The 22,046-nt window shown below is 69.2% G+C and carries 23 protein-coding genes; 14 read left to right on the forward strand and 9 right to left on the reverse strand.

Annotated features, from left to right (window positions below):
• Positions 1-24: 24 nt before the first annotated feature.
• The 11 genes from HNP48_RS27740 (at position 25) to HNP48_RS27790 (ending at position 11,063) form a co-directional block, all read left to right on the forward strand.
• A complete protein-coding gene (locus HNP48_RS27740; protein ID WP_409362588.1) occupies positions 25-915 on the forward strand; it encodes a methylglyoxal synthase in 891 nt (296 codons plus the stop codon).
• Between the two features lie 184 nt (positions 916-1,099).
• Complete coding sequence (locus HNP48_RS27745; protein WP_184863323.1) at positions 1,100-2,701, forward strand: GMC family oxidoreductase; 1,602 nt, start codon at positions 1,100-1,102, stop codon at positions 2,699-2,701.
• 54 nt (positions 2,702-2,755) lie between these two features.
• Positions 2,756-3,559 (forward strand): SDR family oxidoreductase, encoded by an 804-nt coding sequence (locus HNP48_RS27750; protein ID WP_311773867.1) that lies wholly within the window; start codon positions 2,756-2,758, stop codon positions 3,557-3,559.
• A gap of 38 nt (positions 3,560-3,597) precedes the next feature.
• Entirely contained in the window at positions 3,598-4,404 is an 807-nt protein-coding gene (locus HNP48_RS27755) for a MoaF C-terminal domain-containing protein (protein ID WP_184863325.1), read from the forward strand.
• 11 nt (positions 4,405-4,415) lie between these two features.
• Entirely contained in the window at positions 4,416-4,808 is a 393-nt protein-coding gene (locus tag HNP48_RS27760) for a nuclear transport factor 2 family protein (protein WP_184863327.1), read from the forward strand.
• Positions 4,809-4,831: 23 nt separating this feature from the next.
• Positions 4,832-6,334 carry an aldehyde dehydrogenase gene (locus tag HNP48_RS27765; RefSeq protein WP_184863329.1) on the forward strand — a complete coding sequence of 501 codons (1,503 nt, stop codon included), beginning with the start codon at positions 4,832-4,834 and terminating at the stop codon, positions 6,332-6,334.
• 66 nt (positions 6,335-6,400) lie between these two features.
• Positions 6,401-7,666, forward strand: a complete 1,266-nt coding sequence (locus tag HNP48_RS27770) for an ABC transporter substrate-binding protein (RefSeq protein WP_184863331.1) — start codon at positions 6,401-6,403, stop codon at positions 7,664-7,666.
• A 9-nt stretch (positions 7,667-7,675) separates the two neighbouring features.
• Entirely contained in the window at positions 7,676-8,533 is an 858-nt protein-coding gene (locus tag HNP48_RS27775; protein ID WP_184863333.1) for a branched-chain amino acid ABC transporter permease, read from the forward strand.
• 27 nt (positions 8,534-8,560) lie between these two features.
• Positions 8,561-9,640: a branched-chain amino acid ABC transporter permease gene (locus tag HNP48_RS27780; protein WP_184863335.1), complete on the forward strand. Its 1,080-nt coding sequence runs from the start codon at positions 8,561-8,563 to the stop codon at positions 9,638-9,640.
• The gene (locus HNP48_RS27785; RefSeq protein WP_184863337.1) at positions 9,637-10,359 is read left to right on the forward strand and encodes an ABC transporter ATP-binding protein; all 723 of its coding nucleotides are present in this window, start codon (positions 9,637-9,639) and stop codon (positions 10,357-10,359) included. Before HNP48_RS27780 ends, HNP48_RS27785 begins: the two co-directional genes overlap by 4 nt.
• Positions 10,353-11,063, forward strand: a complete 711-nt coding sequence (locus HNP48_RS27790) for an ABC transporter ATP-binding protein (RefSeq protein WP_184863339.1) — start codon at positions 10,353-10,355, stop codon at positions 11,061-11,063. Before HNP48_RS27785 ends, HNP48_RS27790 begins: the two co-directional genes overlap by 7 nt.
• A gap of 13 nt (positions 11,064-11,076) precedes the next feature.
• Here HNP48_RS27790 and HNP48_RS27795 read toward each other — a convergent pair whose 3' ends face one another.
• Positions 11,077-12,036: a helix-turn-helix domain-containing protein gene (locus tag HNP48_RS27795; protein ID WP_184863341.1), complete on the reverse strand. Its 960-nt coding sequence runs from the start codon at positions 12,034-12,036 to the stop codon at positions 11,077-11,079.
• Between the two features lie 232 nt (positions 12,037-12,268).
• On the opposite strand from HNP48_RS27795, the gene HNP48_RS27800 reads away from it, so the two are divergent.
• From HNP48_RS27800 to HNP48_RS27810, 3 genes are all read left to right on the forward strand, one after another.
• Complete coding sequence (locus tag HNP48_RS27800) at positions 12,269-13,378, forward strand: PA0069 family radical SAM protein (protein WP_184863549.1); 1,110 nt, start codon at positions 12,269-12,271, stop codon at positions 13,376-13,378.
• 442 nt (positions 13,379-13,820) lie between these two features.
• Positions 13,821-14,411: a hypothetical protein gene (locus HNP48_RS27805; protein WP_311773868.1), complete on the forward strand. Its 591-nt coding sequence runs from the start codon at positions 13,821-13,823 to the stop codon at positions 14,409-14,411.
• A gap of 172 nt (positions 14,412-14,583) precedes the next feature.
• On the forward strand, positions 14,584-15,168 hold the full coding sequence (locus tag HNP48_RS27810) for an RNA polymerase sigma factor (protein ID WP_184863343.1): 585 nt from the start codon (positions 14,584-14,586) through the stop codon (positions 15,166-15,168).
• 96 nt (positions 15,169-15,264) lie between these two features.
• Here HNP48_RS27810 and sctC read toward each other — a convergent pair whose 3' ends face one another.
• Genes sctC through HNP48_RS27850 form a run of 8 tightly spaced genes read right to left on the reverse strand, consistent with a single transcriptional unit; the run spans position 15,265 to position 22,034 of the window.
• Complete coding sequence (gene sctC, locus HNP48_RS27815) at positions 15,265-17,055, reverse strand: type III secretion system outer membrane ring subunit SctC (RefSeq protein WP_184863345.1); 1,791 nt, start codon at positions 17,053-17,055, stop codon at positions 15,265-15,267.
• An 11-nt stretch (positions 17,056-17,066) separates the two neighbouring features.
• Positions 17,067-17,483, reverse strand: coding sequence for a type III secretion system chaperone (locus HNP48_RS27820; RefSeq protein ID WP_184863347.1), 417 nt, complete (start codon positions 17,481-17,483; stop codon positions 17,067-17,069).
• Positions 17,480-18,526, reverse strand: a complete 1,047-nt coding sequence (sctU, locus tag HNP48_RS27825) for a type III secretion system export apparatus subunit SctU (protein WP_184863349.1) — start codon at positions 18,524-18,526, stop codon at positions 17,480-17,482. Before sctU ends, HNP48_RS27820 begins: the two co-directional genes overlap by 4 nt.
• A gap of 15 nt (positions 18,527-18,541) precedes the next feature.
• Positions 18,542-19,351, reverse strand: a complete 810-nt coding sequence (gene sctT, locus HNP48_RS27830; RefSeq protein WP_184863351.1) for a type III secretion system export apparatus subunit SctT — start codon at positions 19,349-19,351, stop codon at positions 18,542-18,544.
• A gap of 30 nt (positions 19,352-19,381) precedes the next feature.
• The gene (gene sctS / locus HNP48_RS27835) at positions 19,382-19,651 is read right to left on the reverse strand and encodes a type III secretion system export apparatus subunit SctS (protein WP_184863353.1); all 270 of its coding nucleotides are present in this window, start codon (positions 19,649-19,651) and stop codon (positions 19,382-19,384) included.
• Positions 19,652-19,666: 15 nt separating this feature from the next.
• Positions 19,667-20,314, reverse strand: coding sequence for a type III secretion system export apparatus subunit SctR (sctR, locus tag HNP48_RS27840; protein WP_184863355.1), 648 nt, complete (start codon positions 20,312-20,314; stop codon positions 19,667-19,669).
• Positions 20,311-21,402 (reverse strand): type III secretion system cytoplasmic ring protein SctQ, encoded by a 1,092-nt coding sequence (sctQ, locus tag HNP48_RS27845; protein ID WP_184863357.1) that lies wholly within the window; start codon positions 21,400-21,402, stop codon positions 20,311-20,313. Before sctQ ends, sctR begins: the two co-directional genes overlap by 4 nt.
• 47 nt (positions 21,403-21,449) lie before the next feature.
• Positions 21,450-22,034 (reverse strand): hypothetical protein, encoded by a 585-nt coding sequence (locus HNP48_RS27850; RefSeq protein ID WP_184863359.1) that lies wholly within the window; start codon positions 22,032-22,034, stop codon positions 21,450-21,452.
• Positions 22,035-22,046: the final 12 nt, after the last annotated feature.

A 22,046-nucleotide genomic window follows, 5' to 3' on the forward strand; every position in this document is an offset into this window, starting at 1 on the left:
GCCGTTGATGGAACACGCTGAATCATGGCCGCGTTGACAACCTTTCTCCCCAGAACCTTCGGCCTCGCCGCCCACCGCCTGCACCGCTCGACGGCCGACGGCGGTCTGGCCCAATGGGCCGCCGCCTCGCACGCTGCCCTGCAAGAGCTGCAACTGGGCATCGCCGCCGTCGGCGGCTGCGCCGACGCCATCGCACAGCATGCCCTGGCGGGCCACTTTCCGCACTTCACCCGCCTGCCCTATGGGCGCGAGGGCGGGGTGATGCGCATGGTCTCGCGCATCGCGGGCGGTGTGCATGCGGAGCAGGAACTGGCTGGCGCCATCTACCTGCTGGACCCGCTCGACCCCTCGTCCCTGTACCCCGAGGCCCAGGCCCTCAAGCGCCAGTGCATCTCGCATGGCAAGCCCCTGTTGCTCACCGTGGCCGCGGCCGTCGAATGGGTCGCGGTGGAGGCCGCGCTGCAGGCCGGCACCTCGCTGCGCCAGCGCCCGCCGGCCATGGTGCAGCCCATCGACAGGCAGTCCGTCGCGCTCATCGCGCACGATGCCCTCAAATCCGCCATGGTGGACTTCGCGCACCGCCACTTCGACCTGCTCTCGCAGACCCAAGAGCGCTTTGCCACCGGCACCACGGGCGGGCGGCTCAACGAGATGGCCTGGTCGCGCGGCTGGCCGCGCGACCAGCCCTGGGTGCAGCCCCTGCGCAGCGGCCCGCTGGGGGGCGATGCGCAGATCGCCGAACTCGTGCTCGACCAGCGTTGCGACAAGGTGCTGTTCTTCGAAGACGTGCACGTGGCGCGCCAGCACGAGGCCGACATCCAGCTGCTGGAGCGCGCCGTCTGCACCAAGAGCTTTGCAGCTACCTGCTACCACACGCCTGCCATGGCAGACGCCTGGGCGCGCGCCTGGGCTTGACTCCCTGCCGCCACCGCCGGCGGCCTCCATTTGACCGCCAGCGCACTGCGCGTTGACCCACGCGGCGAAACCGCCGCCGCGCATTGCCGCGGGCTGCCATGCCCCGGATCATCGGCCACCAGAACAGCGCAGGGCTTGTGCCTTGCGCCGGGTGAACCAGAACGAGATCCGGAGACAAGGCATCATGGGTGCGGTACAGGCATACAACTACATCGTCGTGGGTGGGGGCTCGGCGGGCTGCGTGGTCACGCACCGCCTGGTCCGCGCCGGGCACAGCGTGCTGCTGCTCGAAGCCGGGCCCGCCGACAACACGCCCTTCGTGCGCATGCCCGCCACGTTTGTGCGCGTGATCGGCAGCGAACGCACCTGGCTCTACGAGACCGAGCCGCAGCCCCATGCCCAGGGCCGCCGCATGCATGTGCCCCAGGGCCGCACCCTGGGGGGCGGCAGCTCGGTCAATGCCATGGTCTACATCCGCGGGCAGGCCGCCGACTACGATGGCTGGGCCGCCCAGGGCTGCACGGGCTGGGCCTGGTCCGATGTGCTGCCCTGGTTCCGCCAGGCCGAGGCCAACCATGTGCTGTCCGGCCCGCTGCACGGCACCGAGGGGCCGCTGCATGTCAGCGAGACGCGCCACCGCCACCCGCTGAGCTCGGCCTTCCTGCAGGCCGCGCAGGAGTGCGGCCTGCCCTACAACCACGACTTCAATGGCGCCGAGCAGGCCGGTGTGGGCTACTACCAGACCACCACCCACCAGGGCGAGCGCGCCAGCACGGCGGCCACCTACCTGGCGGCCGTGCGCCACCTGCCCAATCTCACGGTCGCCACCGGTGCCCAGGTGCTGCGCCTCACGTTGTCGGGCGGGCGTGCCACGGGCGTGGTCTACCGCGATGCACACGGCACCGAACACCAGGCCCTGGCCCATGACGAGGTGGTGCTGAGCGCTGGCGCGCTGGCCACGCCCAAGCTGCTCATGCTGTCGGGCATCGGCCCGGGGGCGCATCTGCAGTCCATGGGCATCCCCGTGGTGCACGATCTGCCCGGCGTGGGCCAGAACTTCCAGGACCACCTGGAGGTCAGCGTCTACGGCCGCTGCCGCGCACCCATCAGCCTGGCGGGCCAGGACCGCGGGCTGGCCGCGCTGCGCCACGGTCTGCAGTGGCAGCTCACGCGCACCGGCCTGCTCACCTCCAACGTGGTGGAGTCCGGTGGCTTCGTGGACACCACGGGCAGCGGCCGCCCCGACGTGCAGTTCCACGTGCTGCCGGTGCTGGTGGGCGATGTCGACCGCGAGCCGCTGGCGGGGCACGGCATCTCCATCAACCCCTGCTTCCTGCGCCCCGCCTCGCGCGGCTCCGTGGCCCTGGCCAGCCCCGACCCCATGGCCCAGGCCCGTTTCGACGGCAACTTCCTCGCAGCCCGGGAGGATGTGGACACCCTGGTGCGCGGCGTGAAGCTGGCCCGGCGCATTCTGCGTGCGCCCTCGCTGGCGCGCCACATCAGCGCCGAGCTGTCGCCCTCGGCCGACGAGGCGCTGGACGATGCCGCGCTCGAAACCCATGTGCGCGCACGCGCCAAGACCGTCTACCACCCTGCAGGCACCTGCCGCATGGGCGGCGCGGGCGATGCGCAGGCGGTGCTCGACCCCGCACTGCGCGTGCGCGGCGTCGCTGGTCTGCGCGTCTGCGATGCGTCTGCCATGCCCACCCTGGTCAGTGGCAACACCAACGCACCGGTGGTGATGCTGGCCGAGCGCTGCGCCGATTTCATGCTGCGCGCGCGCTGAGCCCACCCGGTTTGTGGTCCCCGCTTCGGGGCCTTGATTCAAAAGGAGACTGTTGTGAGCAACCCATCTGCATCCCTGGCCGGCCTGTCGGTCCTCATCACCGGCGGCGGCACCGGCATCGGCGCCGCCGTGGCGCAGCAGTGCGTCGCCGCAGGCGCTCGTGTGGCCCTGATGGGGCGCAGGCTGGCCCCGCTGCAGGCCGTGGCCCAGCCCCTGGGGGCCCTGGCCGTGGCGGGCGATGCGGCTGACGCGGCCGATGTGCGGCGCGCGCTGGCACAGGTGCGCGATGCCCATGGCGGCATCGATGTGCTGGTGGCCAATGCGGGCGGGCATGGCATCGGCAATGCGCTGGGCACCGATGATGCCTCCTGGGCCCTGTCGGCGCGGCTCAACCTGGACACCGCCTTCGTCTGCGCGCGCGAGGCCCTGCCCGGGCTGATGGAGCGGCGCGGCAACATCGTCATCCTGTCCTCCCTGGCCGGCCACTTCGCCGGCCCCGATGCGGTGGGCTACGTGACGATGAAGCATGCGCTCATCGGCCTGACCCGCTCGCTGGCGCGCGACTACGGCCGCCATGGCGTGCGTGCCAACGCCGTCTGCCCGGGCTGGGTGCGCACCGACATGGCCGACGAGCAGATGGCCGTGCTGGTGCAGCGCCACGGGCTGACCGGCGTCGATGCCGCCTACGACCTCGTCACCCGCCATGTGCCCCTGGGCCGGCCAGCCACCCCGGATGACGTGGCGCAGGCCGTGCTGTTCCTCGCCTCGCCACAGGCGGCCATGGTCAGCGGCAGCGCGCTGATGGTCGATGGCGGCGCCTCGGCGGTGGACCTGCCCACCCTGGCCTTTGCCGAATGACGGTACCCCTTTCCTCTCTCACCACTGGAGCACATGCCATGAGCGCTACCCACCGCCCCCCGGACTGGAAGCATTTCGACGACTTCGCGGCCGGCATCGCCACCAACCGCCTTCCGGCCAGCGAGGCCCTGGTCGGCCAGGTGCTGCCGCTGCACCTGCCGGACCGCGTGCTGACGCTGCGGCCCGACAGCCGCCACACGCTGCGCTGGGAGGAGTCGGGCGAGGGCCTGCCCGCACGCAGCGGCAGCGACCGCTACGAGGCCGTGGAGGTCGCGCCGGACACCTGGTTCATCGACCTCACGCGGGCGGCGTTGCCCGACGAGGCCTGGACCGTCATCGCCAACACGCGCACGCGCCGCGTGCTGGCCGTGCGCTGCCACATCCTCGGCGACGGGCAGGTGGCGGGCGAGCCGCGCGTGGCCCAGGACTTCCTGGCCGGCACGCTGGGCGCGGGCCCGGCCCTGGCGGGCAGCACCGCGCCGCACGAGACACGCGAGCTGATCGGGCTGCGCACTTTCCAGACCTACAGCCCCGAGCACACCTACGAGCACACCTACCTGAGCTCCCAGCGCTACGCCTGGCAGTGCCTGGTGGGCGTGCAGCGCGGCCATGGCGACGTGGACCAGGCCAGCTACTACAAGTTCGACGACCAGCAGTACATCTTCACCTTCCGCGAGTACCGCATCCCGGTCGCCTCGGTCTTCTTCTTCAACTTCGAAAGCGGCCGCTCCACCGGCAAGTTCCTGGGCCTGACGGGCGCGGGCGAGATCTCCAACCAGTCCGCGGGGGCCTTCATGCGTAAGGCCTCGATGACGGTCTACCCCTCCCAGCACGAACCCGTCTGAGGCACCCCACCATGCGCACCCCCTACCAGATCATTGCAGACCACTACGCTGCCTCCGACCGGGGCGACATCGCGGCCATGGTGGCCGACCTTGCCGACGATGTGCAGTGGACGGAGATGGCCGGCTTTCCCTGCGCCGGCACCCATGTCGGCCCCCGCGCCGTGGTCGAGAACGTCTTTCAGGTGCTGGGCCGCGACTGGGAGGGCTACCGCTTCACTCTGACGGCCCTGCTCGATGCGGGTGACCAGGTGGTCGGCATCGGCACCTACAGCGGCCGCTTTCGCGCCACCGGGCAGGCCATGCAGGCCCGCGCCGTGCATGTCTGGGCCCTGCAGGGCGGCCGCGTGACCCGCTTCGAGCAGTTCACCGACACGCTGCTTGTGGCACGCGCCATGGCCCGGTGAGCAGACCCCCTCGGAACCTTCCCATGACACCCCACGAACACCCAGCCCACCACCCACTGGCCGACGGCTTTCTGATGCGCCGCCGCTACGGCAATTGCATCGACGGCCAGGAGCAGGCACCGCGCAGCGAGGCCTGGCTGCCGGTGGTCGACCCGGCCACCGGCATGCACATCGCCGATGCCCCCGACAGCGGCGCGGCCGATGTCGATGCCGCCGTGGCCGCAGCCCGGCGCGCCTTCACCGATTCGGCCTGGACGCGGCTGCGCCCGGCCGACCGCGAGCAGATGCTGTACCGGCTGTCGCAGCTGATCGAGGAGCATGGCGACGAACTCAGTGCCATCGAGACGCTGCAAAGCGGCAAGCTGCGCAGCATCGCGCGCGCCGTGGACGTGGGCGGCGGCGCCGAGTTCGTGCGCTACATGGCCGGCTGGGCCACCAAGCTCGAAGGCCAGACCTTGCAGCCCTCCATCGGCTTTCCGCCCGGGGTGCAGTACCACACCTGGACACGGCGCGAAGCCGTGGGCGTGGTGGCGGCGGTCGTGCCGTGGAACTTCCCGCTCGCCATCGCGCTGTGGAAGGTGGCGCCTGCGCTCGCGGCCGGCTGCACCGTGGTGCTCAAGCCCTCGCCCGAGACCCCGCTCACCGCGCTGCGCCTGGCCGAGCTGGCCCTGGCCGCCGGCATACCGCCGGGCGTGCTCAACGTGGTCTGCGGGGCCGGTGCCACGGGGGCGGCGCTCTGCGGCCACCCGGGCATCGACAAGATCAGCTTCACCGGCTCCACCGCCACCGGCAAGGCCATCGGCCGCGCCGCCACCGAGAACATGGCCCGTGTCACGCTGGAGCTGGGCGGCAAGTCGCCGCTGATCGTGCTCGGCGATTGCGATGTGGAGCGCGCCGCCATGGGCGCGGCCATGGGCATCTTCTTCCACCAGGGCCAGGTGTGCACGGCGGGCTCGCGCGTCTACGTGCAGCGGCGCATTTTCGAGCCGGTGGTGGCGGCGCTGGCGCAGATTGCGCAGGGCATGAAGATCGGCTCCGGCTTCGACCCCGAGACCCAGATCGGGCCGGTGGTCTCCAGCCGCCACCTCGACCGCGTGCTGGGCCACCTGGACCGCGCCCGCGCCGAAGGCGCGCGCGTGCTCACCGGGGGAGAGCGCAGCGGCACGGCGGGCTGCTTCATCGCGCCCACCGTGCTGGTGGACGTGCATGCCGGCATGCAGGTGGTGCGTGAGGAGGTCTTTGGCCCCGTGGTCACGGCCATGCCCTTCGACGACGTCGACGAAGTGGTGCGCCTGGCCAACGACTCGCCCTACGGCCTGGCCGCCAGTGTCTGGTCCAACGACCTCTCGGCCGTGCACCGCCTCATTCCCCGGCTGCAGGCCGGCACCGTCTGGGTCAACTGCCACAACATGCTCGACAACAACCTGCCCCTGGGCGGCTACAAGCAGTCGGGCGTGGGCCGCGACCTGGGGCGCGCCGCCGTCGAGGGCTGCACCGAACTCAAGAGCGTGTGCATGGCCGTCTGAGCGGCCGAGGCAGTGCAGAGCAGAGCAGAGCAGAGCAGAAGCATTCCAACCCACAGGAGACAAACCATGATCCCTTCCCGCAACACCGTGCGCCTGGCCGCACTCACCCTGGCCCTGGGCGCTGGCACCGGGGCCGCCTGGGCCCAGGCCCGGCCCGACTGCGGCATGAACACCGGCAAGAAGGCCAGCGGCGAGCCCATCGTGCTCGGCGCCGTGGTCGGCAAGACCGGGCCGGACGACTTCAGCGCCTCGGCCCTGGCCGCCGCCGCGTACTTCAAGTGCGTCAACGACAACGGCGGCATCCATGGCCGCCCGGTGGAGTACCTGATCGCCGACGACCAGTGGAACCCCGAGGTCGCCTCGCAGGTGGCGGCCAAGCTGGTGATGGACCGCAAGGTGCTGGCCATGGTGGGCAGCTCCAGCTTCGTCGAATGCGGCGCCAATGCCCGGCTCTACGAGCGCGAGAACGTGATGGCGATTGCCGGCGTGGGCGTGCCGCGCGAATGCTTCTTCGCCAAGAACTATGCCCCGGTCAACAGCGGCCCGCGGGTCTCGGCCACGCTGGTGGCCGCGCATGCGGCCCAGGCCTACAAGGCGCGCCGCATGGTCTGCATCATCCCCAACATCCCCAGCCTGGGCAACTGGGCCTGCGAAGGCGCCAAGGGCTGGGGCAAGGGGCAGGGCGTGGAGGTCGAGACCATCACCATCGACCCGGGCTCGGCCGACGCCACCTCGGTGATGCTGCAGGCCGCCGCGAAGAAGCCCGACGTGATCGTGCTCAACGTGCCCAAGGGCATCATGGTCCCCATGCTGGCCGCGGCCGAGCAGCAGGGCCTGCAGCGCCGGATCCGCTTCGCCTCCACCACGCCGGCCTACAACAGCGACGTGCCCAAGGCCATCGGTGCGGCCTGGAACAACGCGCTGGACGTGCACCTGGAGTTCATGCCCACCGAGTCCAACGGGCCGGACAACCTCAACTGGAAGGCGGTGATGGCCGCCTATGCGGACAAGGGCGCGCCGCGCGACTCCTTCGCGCAGGGCGGCTACCTCGCAGCGCGCGTGGTCACGGACGCGCTGCTCAAGCTGGGCAGCGCCAAGCCGCTGGACCGGGCCAGCGTGAGCGCCGCGCTGCGCCAGGTCAAGGGCTTCAAGAGCGACATGCTGTGCAAGCCCTTCTACGTGGGCGATGGTGCGCGCCACAACGCCAACACCAGCGGCCCCATCGCGCAGGTCAGCGGCAACGGCTTCAAGCAGGTCACGGCGGCCTGCCTGACGGCCGATGAGCCCGAGCTCGCCGACGTGCGTGCCGACGAAAAGCGGCTCGGGCTCTGAGCACCCGCCATGGACGAGCTCCTGCCCTTCCTGATGGCCGGCCTGGGCGTGGGCGCGGTGTATGCGCTCTCCGGCGTGGGCCTGGTGGTGCTGTACCGTGCCAGCGGGGTGCTGAACTTCGCCTTCGGCGCCATCGGCGCGGTGGGGGCGCACGTGGCCTGGTCGGCGCTGCAGGCGCAGTGGCCGCAGGCCCTGGCCTGGGCCGCAGCGGTGGCCACGGCCATGCTGCTGTCGCTGGCCTACGGGCGCCTGCTGGCGCCACGCCTGGCGGCGCGCGATGCCACCATCCGCAGCATCGCCACGCTGGGCCTGGCGCTCATGCTGATGGCGTTTGTCGAATGGTTCTGGGGCGAGCAGCCGCGCCGCCTCATCCTGCCCACCGACCTGCAGGCCATCGAGCTGGGCGAGGTGCGTCTCACGGGCACGCGCATCCTGGGCCTGGCGCTGGCCGTGCTGATGATGGCCGGCGTGGGCTGGCTGCTGGCGCGCACCCGCATCGGCCTGATGATGCGCGCCCTGGCCAACGACCGCGCGCTCAGCGCCCTGCTGGGGGTGCAGGTGCTGCGCGTCGATACCGTGGCCTGGGTGCTCTCGGGCGCCTTTGCCGGCGTTTGCGGCCTGCTGCTGGCCAACATCGTGCGGCTGCAGGCCACGGTGCTGACCTTTCTGGTGATTCCCGCGTTCGCCGCCGCCATCCTGGGCCGGCTGAGCTCGCTGCCGGCCACTGTGGCGGGCGGGCTGCTCATCGGCATGCTGGAAGCCTGCGCCATCCTGCTGCCCGGCTTCGCGCCCTTTCGCACCGCCGTGCCTTTTCTCATGGCCCTGCTGGCCATCGTGGCCTTTCGCAACACCACGCGTGCCGCGTAGGTCTCTTCTGTCTTCGATCGTTCCACCATGTCCATCCTCCCTTCCGCCGCCGCGCCGCTGCCGCCGCGCCCGGCCGTTCCCCGCGCGCCTGCGGGCCTGCTCGCTGCCGTGGCCCGGAGCGCTGCGCTGCAGCGGCGCCAGTACCACTGGCTGTGCGCGGCCTTGCTGCTCATGGCCCTGGTCCTGCCGTGGCTGGCCAACAGCTACTGGACCAAGACCCTGAGCGCTTCGATGGCGCTGAGCGTGGCCGCCGCCGGCGTGGCCCTGCTCTATGGACAGCTCGGCCTCATCAGCCTGTGCCAGTACGCCCTGCTCGGGGTGGGCGGCTGGGTGGCGCTGCGCCTGGGCCATGGCGGGGCCCTGCCATTCGAGCTGTGCGTGCTGGCCGGCGGCCTGGCCGCCAGCGCGGCCGGCATGGTGGCCGGCCTGCCGGCGCTGCGCATGAAGGGCCTGTACCTGGCGCTGGTGACCCTGATGATGGCCGGCGGCTACCAGGTGCTGGCCAGCGCGCTCGGTTTCCCCGATGGCGGGCCGGGCTGGCTCGGCAAGGCCGATGGCACCGGCCGCGCCATGCTGGCGCGGCCCTGGCTGGCCCAGGGCGATGGCGCCTACCTGGCCTATGTGCTGGCCTGGCTGGCCGCCGTGATGGGCCTGATCGAGTGGCACCGGCGCGGCAAGCCGGGCCGTGCCTGGGCGCTGATCCGCCGCGGCGAGGCTGCCGCCACCGCGGCCGGTGTCAACGTGCTGCTCTACCAGACCTGGGCCTTCGGCCTGGCCGGCTTTTGCGCCGGGGTGGCGGGCGCGCTGCTCGCGGGCAATGTGGGCCAGCTCGATGGCCGGGCGTTCCAGGCGTCCGAATCGGTCATGCTGCTGGCCCTCACGGTGGTGGGCGGCGCCTACCACTGGCTGGGTACGCTGCTCGCAGGCCTGCTGCTCAGGGCCGTGCCGGCGCTGCTGACCGACTGGGAGGTCAACGGCTATGTGGCCCTGATGTTCTTCGGCGCGGCGCTGCTGCATGCGCTCATCACCGCGCCGCAGGGCATTGCGGGCCAGTGGCTCTCGGCGCTGCAGGCGCTGCGCCAGCGGCTGCGGGGAGCGCAGGCATGATCGTGATCGACAAGCTCTGCGTGCAGTTCGGCGGCCTCAAGGCCATCGACGGGCTCACGGCCACGCTGGAGGCACCGGTCTGCGGCCTGATCGGCCCCAACGGCGCGGGCAAGACCACCCTGGTGAACCTGCTCAGCGGGCTGGTGGGCGCACGCGCCGGCCAGGTGGCCGTGGACGGCCTGCCCTGGCTGCCGCTCTCGCCGCGCCAGCGCGTCGTGCAGGGCCTGCGCCGCTCCTTCCAGACCGAACAGGTGGTCGAAGACCTGAGCGTCTGGGCCAATGTGCAGGCCGTGCTCGACCAGGTGCCGCCCACGGGGGTGGAGGCTGTGGACGAGGTGGCCGACGTGCTCGGCTACTGCGGCCTGGCCGATGTGGCCACAGAGCCCGGGCAGGCCATCAACCTGTTCCAGCGCCGCATGCTGGAGCTGGCCAAGGCCCTGGTCGGCCGGCCCCGCCTGCTGCTGCTGGACGAACCCGGCGCCGGCCTCACCGAGCACGAGTCGGGCCGGCTGCGCGAGGCGTTGCGCGGCATCCAGGCCTTTCGCGGCGCCCAGGTGCTGCTCATCGACCACGACGTGGACCTGATCGCCGACACCTGCAGCCAGACCCTGGTGATGGACTTCGGCCGCCGCCTGGCGTTGGGGTCCACGCGCGAGGTGCTGCAAGACCCCGAGGTACGCCGTGCCTACCTGGGAACCGAAGGAGACACCACATGCTGACGATCGAGAACCTGGTACTGCAACGCGGCGGCAAGCCGGTGCTGCATGGCATCGACCTGGCTGTGGCACCCGGCACCGTGACGGCCCTGGTGGGCGCCAACGGCGCGGGCAAGTCGAGCACGGTGATGGCCGTGGCCGGTGCCCTGCCCGTGCAGTCGGGGCAGGTGCTTGCCGACGGCCTGCCGCTGCTGCGCCTGCGCCCCGAGGCCGTGCGCGCTGCCGGCGTGGCGGTGGTGCCCGAGGGGCACCGCGTGCTGGGCGAGCTGTCGGTGCTCGACAACCTGCGCGTGGCCGCCGGCGGCTTGCCCGCCACCGAGGTGGCCGGCGCGATCGACGCGGTGCTGCAGACCCTGCCCGAGCTGCGCGGCAAGCTCGCCGACCCGGGGCGCTCCCTGTCGGGCGGGCAAAAGCAGATGGTCTGCGTGGCCCAGGCGCTGCTGGCCCGGCCGCGCTACCTGCTGATCGACGAACTCTCGCTGGGCTTATCGCCAGTGGTCGTCAAGCGCCTGGCCGAGATCGTGCAGGAGGTGGCGCGCCAGGGTGTGGGCGTGCTGCTCATCGAGCAGTTCACCACGCTGGCGCTGTCCGTCTCCAGCCAGGCGAATGTGCTGGTGCGCGGGCGCATGGCCTGGTCAGGCACCTCGCGCGCGCTGCTGGCGCAACCCGACATCCTGCACAGCAGCTACCTGGCGCCAACTGCCTGAAGCAGCCTCCTGCTCAGTGCGTGTGGGCGTGTTGCCCGCGCCAGCCCGATGGCGCCACCCCGTACTCGGCCTTGAACATGCGGCAGAAATGCGCATTGCTGCGAAAGCCGCAGGCAAAGGCGATGTCGGCGATCTTGCGCTCGGCCTGCGCGGGGGCGGCCAGCAGGAGCTGGCTGCGTGCCAGGCGCTCGCGCCAGATGTAGCGCTCCAGGGTCACCGGCTCGTCCTCGAAGACACGGTGCAGGTAGCGCTTGGAGCAGCGCATGGCCTCGGCAATGCTGTCGATGCTGAGGTCGTCCTCGCCCAGGTGGGCCTGCACATACTGCTGCACGCGCAGCTTCATCACCCCGGGCAGTGTGGCGTGCACGCGGCCCTGGTGCTGCTCGCTCAGCAAGGTGTAGCCCAGCAGGGACAGCACCGTCTCGCTCAGCGCCGGGGCGGCTTCGTCGGGCAGCGAGGCCAGTTGCTCCGACAGCGAGCGCAGAAAGCCCCCCAGCACCGCCGACAGGCCCAGCTGGGCGCTGTCGCGCGCCTCGCAGGTGTGCAGCTCGGGCACCTTGAAGCCGCGCAGCAGCTCCCGCGGGATCTGGATGGCCAGCAGCCGCGTGCGCTCGAAATTGCCGATGGAGTAGGGCACCCGGGGGTCGTACAGGCTCCAGTCGCCCGCATGCAGGTCGAACACCCGGTGCCGTTGCTCGATGCGCGCATGGCCCTGCAACTGCAGCACCAGCTTGTAGCAGTCGTCCAGCGCGTCCGGCGTGTGCCGCGGGTTGCGCACCACCAGGTGCGGCGGCGCCTCGATCTGGAACAGCCGCAGCCCGCCCAGCTCATAGCGCGAGAGCTCAGCCTCCAACAGGCCGGTCTCCATGGCCTCCACGCTCAGGCCGCCGAAGTGGCAGCGGTTGATCTCGGCCCAGTGCTCCGCGCGGTCGGAGGCAGCGGTGTGGAAGGTGTTCACTCTCAGATGGTTCATGCCCCGCCGCCTCGATTACTAACATTTGAGTGACTTTAGGCCTTTTGCCAGGGCTGTTCCACCGGGGAATCCCTTGCACACAACATGGCGGAACACAGCGGCACGTGGATCGCATAAGATACTGTATAAAAATGCAGTATTTGCTGCACGACCACTGCAGTTCTGTGGAGTCACCATGCCCACCCCGCCACGCCCACCCGCCCAGGTTGATGACGAGAACGCCCCCCAGGTCATGCAGGAGGTGCGCATCCCCCTGCAGGCCGTGCGTGGCCGGGGCGTGGCCACGGCGCTGGCGCACCGCTTCGTGCGCGACACGCGCGAGGCCGTCGATGATGGCTGGGAGGCGTATGTGGAAGAGGGCGATGGGCCAGCGCCTCCCACCACCCGCGTGCACTTCGAGACAGCCAAGAGCGCCATCTGCGCCAACGACTCGCCCGACATCTATTTCGATCTCTCGGTGAACCCCTACCGCGGCTGCGAGCACGGCTGCGTGTACTGCTATGCGCGGCCCACGCACAGTTATCTCAACCTGTCGCCGGGGCTCGATTTCGAGACCCAGATCATCGCCAAGCACAACATCGCCCAACTGCTGCGCGACGAACTGGGCCGGCCCAGCCATGTGCCGCAGCTCATCAACATCGGCTCGGCTACCGACTGTTATCAGCCCGTGGAGCGCGAACTGCAACTCACGCGCGGCCTGATCGAGGTGATGCGCGACATGCGCCACCCCTTCTCCATCATCACCAAGTCCGCCGGTGTGGAGCGCGACCTCGACCTCCTGGCCCCGCTGGCCGCACAGCGGCTCACGGCCGTGTACGTCACCATCACCACGCTCGACCCCGCCCTGGCGCGCCGCATGGAGCCGCGCGCCGCGGCCCCCCACCGGCGCCTGCGCACCATCCGCACCCTGGCCGAGGCCGGCATCCCCGTGGGCGTGAGCGTGGCGCCCCAGATCCCCTTCATCACCGAAGACATGGAGCAGGTGCTGTGCGCCGCGCACGAGGCCGGCGCGAGGAGCGCCTTCTACACGGTGCTGCGCCTGCCATGGGAGCTGAACCCGCTGTTCCGCCAGTGGCTGGAGCTGCACTACCCGCAGCGCGCAGCCCGGGTGCTGGCGCGCGTGCAGGATTTGCACAGCCTCGACCCTGCGCAGCGTGCTGCGGGCAAGGTCTATGGCAGCGACTTCGCCACGCGCATGAAGGGCTCGGGGTTGTGGGCCGATCTGCTGCGGCAGCGGTTTGCGGCCAGCTGCCGCAAGCTGGGGCTCAATCGGCAGCGGACGGAGTTGGATTTGACGCAGTACCGGGCTGCGTATGCCCGGAATCAGGGGTGCTTGTTCTAGATTCGATGGCTGGCTGTGGTTGCCGCAGTCCTTGTTTGAGCAGGAGCAAGCCAATGGCCAAGACAGGGCGCCCACCCGTGATTTCCCCCGGCGACTACGCCGACTTGCGCGAGGTGGTCCGAGACAACCCCCAAGCCAACCTGCCCGGCAGACCGGCCGCCTACTGGCGGCGCAGCACCGTCGGTGCGTGCACATCGCTCACCCTGGTGGCCGGCTGTCCAACGATTGTGCTGGCTACACTTTGGTGTCAAAGAGGGCGAAATGGTGGTCTCTGGTTCGGCTTGGCGGTCGAGAGGGAGCCTTCCTGAGATACTCTGGCGTCGCCGGGCCGTGCCGTTTCGAGGTGCTATTCGACATTGCAGAAGTTTGACATTCCAGTTGGAACCGAACTTGGGCAGGCGTTACTAAACTAGCGACATAACAGGTTGCCAACGCTCGCGTCGTGACGATTTCGAACTCCTTCCCTCTCCCTGGTGCTGCCGGTTCCGCCGAGCTGCCCTCGCTGGACGCATTCCAGTCGGCAGCCAAGCAGGGTAGCTGGGTCCATGTGAGCCAGGACGGCTCGCAGTGGCAGGTTCGTGCGACCGGAACCACGCCATCTCAGCGATCGGTGGCATGGGTTGAGCCGCAGTCGGACGCCACGTCCACCTTCGTCGGGGCGCTCGGCCAATCCTTCTCCCGCGGCATACAGGCTGCGGTGGCACGCGAACTGGGCCTGCAGCCTGCCCCAGGACGCCCCCTGTCTGCCCGGACGGTGCTGCAGGCCATCGACATGGCGCAAACCAGCCAAACGGCGATGAGTGGCGTCGATTTCCTCACCCGGCTCAACCTCTCCGCCGTCAGCGGTTCGGCTGCATTCGCCGAGGTCTGCCGCTTGGCGGCGCTGGACCCGGCCGCCTTCGATCCCCAGCAGCGCGCCGCTATCGACGCGCGCATGCAGCAGCGCTTCGACACCGCCTCCGCCCAGGGCCTTTCGCCGGTTTCCGAGCCACTGGCTCGCCAGTGGCTGGAGGAAGAACTCCGCCAAGGCTGAGGTGCCCTTTTGGGGGATTGCACGCAACGCACTTTTAACTGTACAGCGTCGCAAGCGTCTGTAAAAATCTGCTGTAATTGTGCGCTGGAAGGCGCACGCATGCACCTCGCAGCAGATATCCGTGACTTTTCCCCTTCCTCTTTGTGATGCTTTGACCGCGGATGCCGATGCCGTGACAGATGGCATCGCCTTGCCGAGCGAAGGGTGCATACCACTGGGGGAAGAAGACTCGGCCGAGCGCGACGCGTTGTTCCGCACGCTGGTGCAGGCCCATGGCGTGCGTCTGCACCGATTCATCATCAAGAACATCGGCCATTCCACCGACGCGGAGGATCTGGCACAGCAAGCCTTCCTTGAGGCCGTGCGTTCCTACCAGAGTTTCAAGGGCCAGTCGGAACTGTCCACCTGGCTGTACGGCATTGCAATGAACCTCGTGCGCAACCACCTGTCCCGCGCGCCGCACCGCCGCTACGACTTCGGCTCGGACGACGAACTGGCCGAGATGGCCACCGAATCGCCCACCCCCGCCCAGAAGCTGGAGCAGACGCAGCACATGAACCACCTGCAGTCCGCGCTGGCCGAATTGCCCCAGGCCATGCGGGAAATCCTGCTCATGGTGGGGGTGGACGAGTTGTCCTATGAAGACGCAGCCGCCATGCTCACCGTGCCGGTGGGCACGGTCCGCAGCCGGCTGTCGCGCGCTCGCACGGCACTGCGCACCAAGCTGCAGGCGCGCGGCGTGGTCCTGGATTTCTAGCCAGGGCAGTCGCAGCCACGGTGCCGCGCCCTCAGAGCCTGTCCAAAATCTTCTTGGGCCGCAAAAAGATCTTGAACAGGCATCTTGGATGCCGGCTTACTGGGCGGCTGCAGGGCGTAGCGCATCCACAGCACTGGCGGCGGAGGCGGGCAAAGACACTATGCGCGGCTTGATCATGAACAGGCGCTCGCGTGTCTGGTAGTTGCCGGTCTTGTGCGAGAACAGCAGCCCAAGCAGCGGCACCTGGCCCAGCACGGGCACGCGGCTGTTGTCATTGGTCTGCTGGGTGCTCTTGTAGCCGCCGATCAGCAGGGTCTGGCCTTCCCCAACGATGGCCTGGGTGCTCACCACACTGCGCCGCACCGTGGGAATGGCATCGACCCGGGTCTCCTGGATCTGGCCGTCCTCGATGTCCACGTCGAGCTGAATCACGGGGCCGTCCGCACGCTGCACGAAGTGGGGCGTCACCCGCAGCGTGGTACCCGCGGTGATGGGGGTGACTGTAGCCACGCGTTCACCGACGCTGCGTATGTAGAAGGTCTCGGAGAGATCGAGCAAAGCGCCGATGTTGTCGATGGTCAGAATGGACGGGCGCGACTGGATGGACGCGTCGCCCGTTCCTTCGAGTGCTCGGATGCGGTTGACCAGGAAGTTGCCCGAGCTCACCACCAGGCTGCTGGGGTCGATGGAAGCCCCGCGCTGCAGCGCACCCAGGACGAAGTCGTTCCCGTCGCCCGTGGGCGTCATGTTGCCAAAGCCGCCCACCGTGCCGCCCCGGCGGCCGCTCCAGGAGATGCCCAACTCGTCGAGCTTGGTGGAGTTGACGTCGATGATCATCGCCTCGATCTCGATCAGCGGGGTGGGCACGTCCAACTGATCGATCAGCGCCTTGTACAGCGGAATGCGCTCGGGCGTGTCCTGCACGATCAGGGCGTTCAGGCGCGAGTCGGCCTGGATGGATGGTGCCAGGCGCCGCTGGTTGTTCACGCTGCTGCCCGTGTTGCCGGCCGTCCCCCGGGCGCTGGCGCCCGGGGGGCCGGAAGGCTGGGTGCGGGCCCCGGTGGCAGAGACCGTGCCGTTGGGGGATGCCGCCAGCGCCGTGGCCTGACCGGAGCTGGCAGCGTCGAAGGACAGGCCTGCCGTGTTGGCCGCCGAGGGCATGCCATCGGCCAGCGGCGCAGCGATGGACGAGATCAGTGCACTGTTCACGCCGGACGTGCCGCCCCCCGAGACCAGGTTGCGCAGCACTTGGGCCAGGCCTGGCGTGGTGATCTGCCGGTCGCGGTAGAGAATGGTGCGGTCGTCCACGGAGGCATGCTTCAGACGGAACACCGCCACCTGCTGGCCGCCAGCGGTCAGGGGCAGCGTCGCCATGGTGCGTTCGACCAGGGTCACGTAGGCCGGCGGTCCCGAGATCAGGGCAACACCCTGCTCTGGCAGTTCACCCCAGCCAAAGCGTGCATCGAGCACTCCCAGGCTGGTCAGCGCCTGGCGCACCGCAGCGATGCTGCTGCCACCCGAGGTGATGCTGCGCGTGCTCATCTCCGTGGTGCGTGCCACGAACAGCGTGCCCGCATGGGTGAACCACGTCAGCCCGTAGACGCTGGCCATCCGGTCCATGAACTCGGTAGGCGTCTGCGCGTTGAAGCGGCCGCTGACCTTTCCTTCGACCAGGGGCGAGAGTTCGAGCGACAGGCTGAAGCTGGCCGCGAAATCGCGCAGCACGTTGGCGATGGGTGCGCCGTCAGCGTAGTAGCTGTAGGGCGCGTCGGTCCATGGCACTGGCCCGGCCTGGGCGGCAGGCAAGGTGGACAGTGTCAGGGCACAGACTGCCAGCGCGTTGGCCAGGAGGGAGAGGATCGGTCGAGCGGGTTGGGTTCGGTGCATGGGCTGCGGCGTCAGACGTTGGCGATGGCCTTGCTCCAGAAAGCCAGGCAGTTCACGAAACTTCCCACGGCATCGTCGATGTCCTGCGTGGAATTGGCGGGGGCGGCCTGCTGCAGCCAGATGGCGCGGTCGCGCTCGTCCACAGCGCAGGCGGCGGCGTGTTCTTTCATCGTGCCGCAGGCCAGGCGTGCCACGCCCAGCAGCAGATCGTCGCGTGCGGGCCCTGGCTCGGGCAGGCTGCGCAGGCGTGAGCGCACGGCAATGCCGCCCTGGGGCAAGGCCTGCAGGCGGATGCGGTACTGCCCGTCCACTGTGAGCGTGACCGGTGCGCTGCCGCTGCCGGGGGCAGCATCGCCGGCACCGAACTGGGCGGCATAGGCCTGGAGCAGGCGGGCGGAGGCGGGATCGGCCGGGGCGGAGGTCATCATGGCGTAGGGCCTTCCATCTGTTGCAGCAGCCGCAGCACCTCGGCCACGGGTTCGACGAGTTCGGAGGGAATGTACTGGCCGGCCTGCGCGTGCTCGGTGAGCGCGCGCGCCAGCGGAATGTTCTGCATCACCGGCACGCCGGCTTCGCGCGCGGCCTGCATCATGCGTTCGGCCAGGGCGCCTTCGCCCATGGCCAGCACCACGGGCAGCGGGGTTTCATCGGCGTCGTAACGCAGGGCCACGGCCAGGTGGGTGGGGTTGGTGACGACCACGGTCGCCTTGCGCGAATGCTCCACGGCGCCGTGCTGCATCATTTCCTGGTGCAGGTGCTTGCGCTGGTGCTTGATGTGGGGGTCGCCCTCCATCTCCTTGTATTCCTGCTTGACCTCATCCTTGCTCATCATCAGCCCCTTGCGGTACTGGTAGCGTTGCCAGGCGAAGTCGGCCAGGGAGATCGCGCCGTAGGCCAGGCCGACGTTGATCAGCATGGTCTTCATCAGCTCGCCCACCACATGGCCCAGGCCCGCCATGCCGGCCTGCGGAATGCTGGTCATGATGGGCAGGGCGTCGGCGATCAGGATCCACAGCAGCGCCGAAAGAAAGCCGATCTTGAGCACCGACTTGAGGAACTCCATCAGGTTCTTCTTGGAGAAGATGTTCTTGAGGTTGTCCAGCGCGTTGAGCTTCTTTGCCGAGGGCTTGAGCTTCTCGAACGCGAACAGGATGCCCACCTGCATGGTGTCGCCGAAGATGCCGGCTGCCAGCACGATGCCGATGAAGGGCAGTACCACCAGAGCCATCTCGCGCAGCACGGCGTCGATCAGGGCATTGGCCGCGTCGTTGAAGCCCATGTGCAGCAAGGTGGCAGGCAGCAGGATCATCTGCCCCAGGCCTTCGACGATGCGTCCGGCACTGGCCAGCAGGTAGCCGAAGATGGCCAGGATGAGAAGCGTCTGCGTGAAGTCCTTGCTGTAGGCGACGTCGCCTTTCTGGCGCGAATCGCGCAGGCGCTTGCCGGTGGGTTGTTCGGTTTTTTCGCTCATGCGTGCTCCTTTGCGCTAGCGGTTGCCGAATGGGCCCCACTGCTCGCGCAGCAAGGTCAGGATGCGGCCCACGGCGTCCACCTGATCGGCACCGTAGTCGAACAGCGAGGCGGCGTACAGCATCAGCACCAGCATGGCCAGCGCACTCTTGATGGGCATGGCCATGAAGAACACCTGGAGCTGCGGCGCGAAGCGGCTCACCAGCGCCAGGCCGATCTCGGCCAGGAACATGGCCACCAGCACGGGCGCGGCGAACAGCATGGCCAGGCGTACCAGGCGGTCGAGCTGGGATAGCATCACCGGCACCGATTCGGGCTGCAGCACGGGGATCCACTGCGTGACGCTCCACAGCGTGAAACTGTCGTACAGCGTGCCCAGCAGCAGCGAAAAGCCGCCCGTGAGCAGAAAGAAGACGATGAAGGCCTGGTTGAACATCAGACCCAGGGGGGACGAGTCGTTGCCCGTGAGCGGATTGAGGGTGGAGGCGATGCTGGCGCCTCGCTGGTTGTCCACCAGAAAGCCCACGGCCTCGAAGATCCAGAACGGGATGGCCGCCAGGTAGCCGATCACGAAGCCGATGAAGGCCTCCTTGACGATGGTGCCCAGCACCTGCGCTGTGCCCCAGTCGGCCGCCGTCACCTGCGGCTGCAGTGCCGGCACCATCACCAGGCCCAGGGCTCCGGCAATGGCAAAGCGCACCAGCCCGGGCACGAGCTGGGTGTTGAAAAGCGGCAGGACGAGGAACATGGCCAGGATTCGCGGTTGCGTCAAAGCCAGCGTTGCAACGAACGACTTGGCTTGATCGTAAGTAACCGGCAGGTCCATGGGGTTCCAGCGCTGGCAGGCTTGGCCGCGCTATTTCCCAAGCAAGGGCATCACGTCGAAGATCTGCAACGTGAAATTGAACAGCTCGCCCCCCACCCAGCGCGCCGTGAGCAGCAGGGTGATGGAAACGGAAATCAGCTTCACGCCGAACGACAGGGTCTGCTCCTGGATCTGGGTGAGCGCCTGGAACAGCGAAAACAAGGTGCCGACGATGGAGCCCACGATGATGGGCGGCAGCGACAGCCAGAGCACCAGGTACAGGGCCTGGGTGAAGAAGGAGACAACGTCGACAGTCTGCATGGCGGGCTCCGTGGATCAGGCGTAGGTCAGGACCAGGCCCTGGATCAGGCGTGACCATCCGTCTACCATCACGAACAGGAAAAGCTTGAGGGGCAGCGATATGGTCACCGGCGACACCATCATCATGCCCATGGCCAGCAGGATGTTGGAGACGATCAGGTCGATCACCACGAAGGGAAGGTAGAGCAGGAAACCGATCTGGAACGCCGCCGTCAGCTCCGACACCACGAAGGCCGGCATCAGCACGATGAAGTCGCGCTCGGTGACGTCCGCCGACAGCTTGGGGCCCCACATGCGCTGGGCCGTGCGCACGAAGAAGTCGCGCTGCTCGGGCCGGCTGTTCTTGGTCATGAACTCGCGCAGCGGCTCGGCGCCTGCGCGCACCCCGCCAATCAGCGCGGGCACGCTCTTGAGCGTGTCGGGCTGGGCGGTGAGCCGATCGAACATGTTCACGCCCACGGGTGCCATCACGTAGACCGAGAGAATGAGCGCCATGCCGTACAGCGCCAGGTTGGGCGGCATCTGCTGCACCCCGAGGGCATTGCGCAGCAGCGACATCACCACCACGATCTTGAGAAAGCAGGTGCAGACCACGATCAGGGTGGGCATCAGCGCCATCAGCGCCAGCAGTATCGCCAGCGTGATCGGATCGAAACTCGTCATCGCGCCGCGCCGTTGCCAAACAGGTGGCGGATGGACACGCCCAACTGGCCGTCGATCTCGATCAGGTCGCCCTCGCCCACCAGGGCGCCGTTGGCCCGGATGCGCACGGCGCCGGCAAGCGGGTGGCCCAGGTCCAAGGCCTGGCCCGGTTGCAGGGCACGCAGCTGGGCCACCGTCAGTGCCACGTCGCCCAGGTCGAATGACAGGCGCACGGGCAGGGCGTCAAGTGCGGCAGCGCCCCCGGTGGGCGCCTGGTCAGCGGAAGAAACAGCGGGCATGGTATCGGTCCATGGATGCAAAACGGTGAAGGAGGGGGCGGCAGGGGCGCCGCCATCGGCGGGCGCAGGGGCCTGAGAGTAGGACACGTGCAGGCCGGCCTGGCCCGCCGCATTCAGCCAGAGGCTGCCCTGGGCACCCAGGAAGCAGCTGTCCACGAGCACCACATCGCCCGCGGCCAGGCCCGCCACCTCTTCGAGCGTGATGCGGCAAAAACCGAATTCGGCGCGCAGCGCAAGCGGTGCCTGGTCCTGTACCGGGCCAGGGACGGGCGGGCGCCGTGCCACCAGCCCCGCCAACAGCAGCAGGCCCAGGCCATCGGCATGCAAGCTTGCCGCGATGGCCTCGGGGCCGGCCTCGGCGCGCAGCACCAGGTCGAAGGCGTGGGGTGGCAGCGCCGTGGCTGAGGCATCGCCGGCGGTCCAGTCCACCAATTGCGCAGTGCCGCGCCCCAGGGTCTGCAAGGCAGCCAGCAGGTCGGCCAGGCTGGCTTCCATCAGGGCCTGCGCCACCTCGTCGGGCACCGTCGGCAAAGCCGCGCTGCCCAGGCTGGCGGCCAGTACCTGCTCGATGGCCAGCGCCGGCACGCGCAGTGTGAACTGCGCTCCAGCCCATTCGAAGCGCAGCGTGCTGCTGGGCGCTGGGATGGGGGTTGCGGTGGTGGTGGGCACCAGGCGTGCCTGCCAGGCGGCAGTGCCCAAACGCAGCGGCAGGCCGGCGGCACGCTGCGCGATGGTGGTGCACGCCTGCGCCTCGTTGCGCGAGAGGCGCGGCGGCTGCAGGGGCGTGGCGGATGCGGGCAGGGCGGACATCGGTGCGGTGCGAAGGAATGGCGTTGGAATGGTGCGGGGTGCGGCGCTCAGGCGCCAGCGTGCGCCTGCACGGTGCAAGGGTCTTCGGGATCGTCGGTTTGCACGCGCACGCAGACCGGCCTGGCCAGGCGCTCTGCCAGGCCATCGGCCAACCACTGCGCATTGCGTGCCAGGCGTTCGCGCGCGCTCTCTTGCGAACAGGTGAAGCAGGTCACGAGCAGCCCCTCCTCTTCGAACACATCGAGCACGACGCCTTGCAGATGGCCGTCGGCCAACTGGATCTGCACCGCGCGCCGGCCGCTGCTGCCGTCGCTGACCAGCAGGCGCCTGGCCATGCTCGCCAGGGTGTCGTCGATGCCGCCGGGCAGGTCCTGCGCGGTGGCCGCTGGCGGCGCCGCCTGCTGTGCGGCCGGGCTGCCAAACAGGTCGAAGGGCCGCTGCGCCGTGGGGGCCGGTGCGGCGGGTGGGGCATGGCGGCCCGCGTCGAGCAAGGCGCGCAGCGCCTGCGCGTCGTCGTCCAGCTGCTGCTGGCCACGGGTATCGGCCTGGGGCTGGTTGCCCTTGCCTGCCGGTACGTCGAAAGGCGTCGACGCAGGCATGCCCAGGTCCAGGTGGATGGGGCGGTCGGTCACTGGCGTGCCTCC

Origin of the sequence: Acidovorax soli (assembly GCF_014207955.1) — a bacterium.
Classification (GTDB): domain Bacteria; phylum Pseudomonadota; class Gammaproteobacteria; order Burkholderiales; family Burkholderiaceae_C; genus Acidovorax; species Acidovorax soli_A.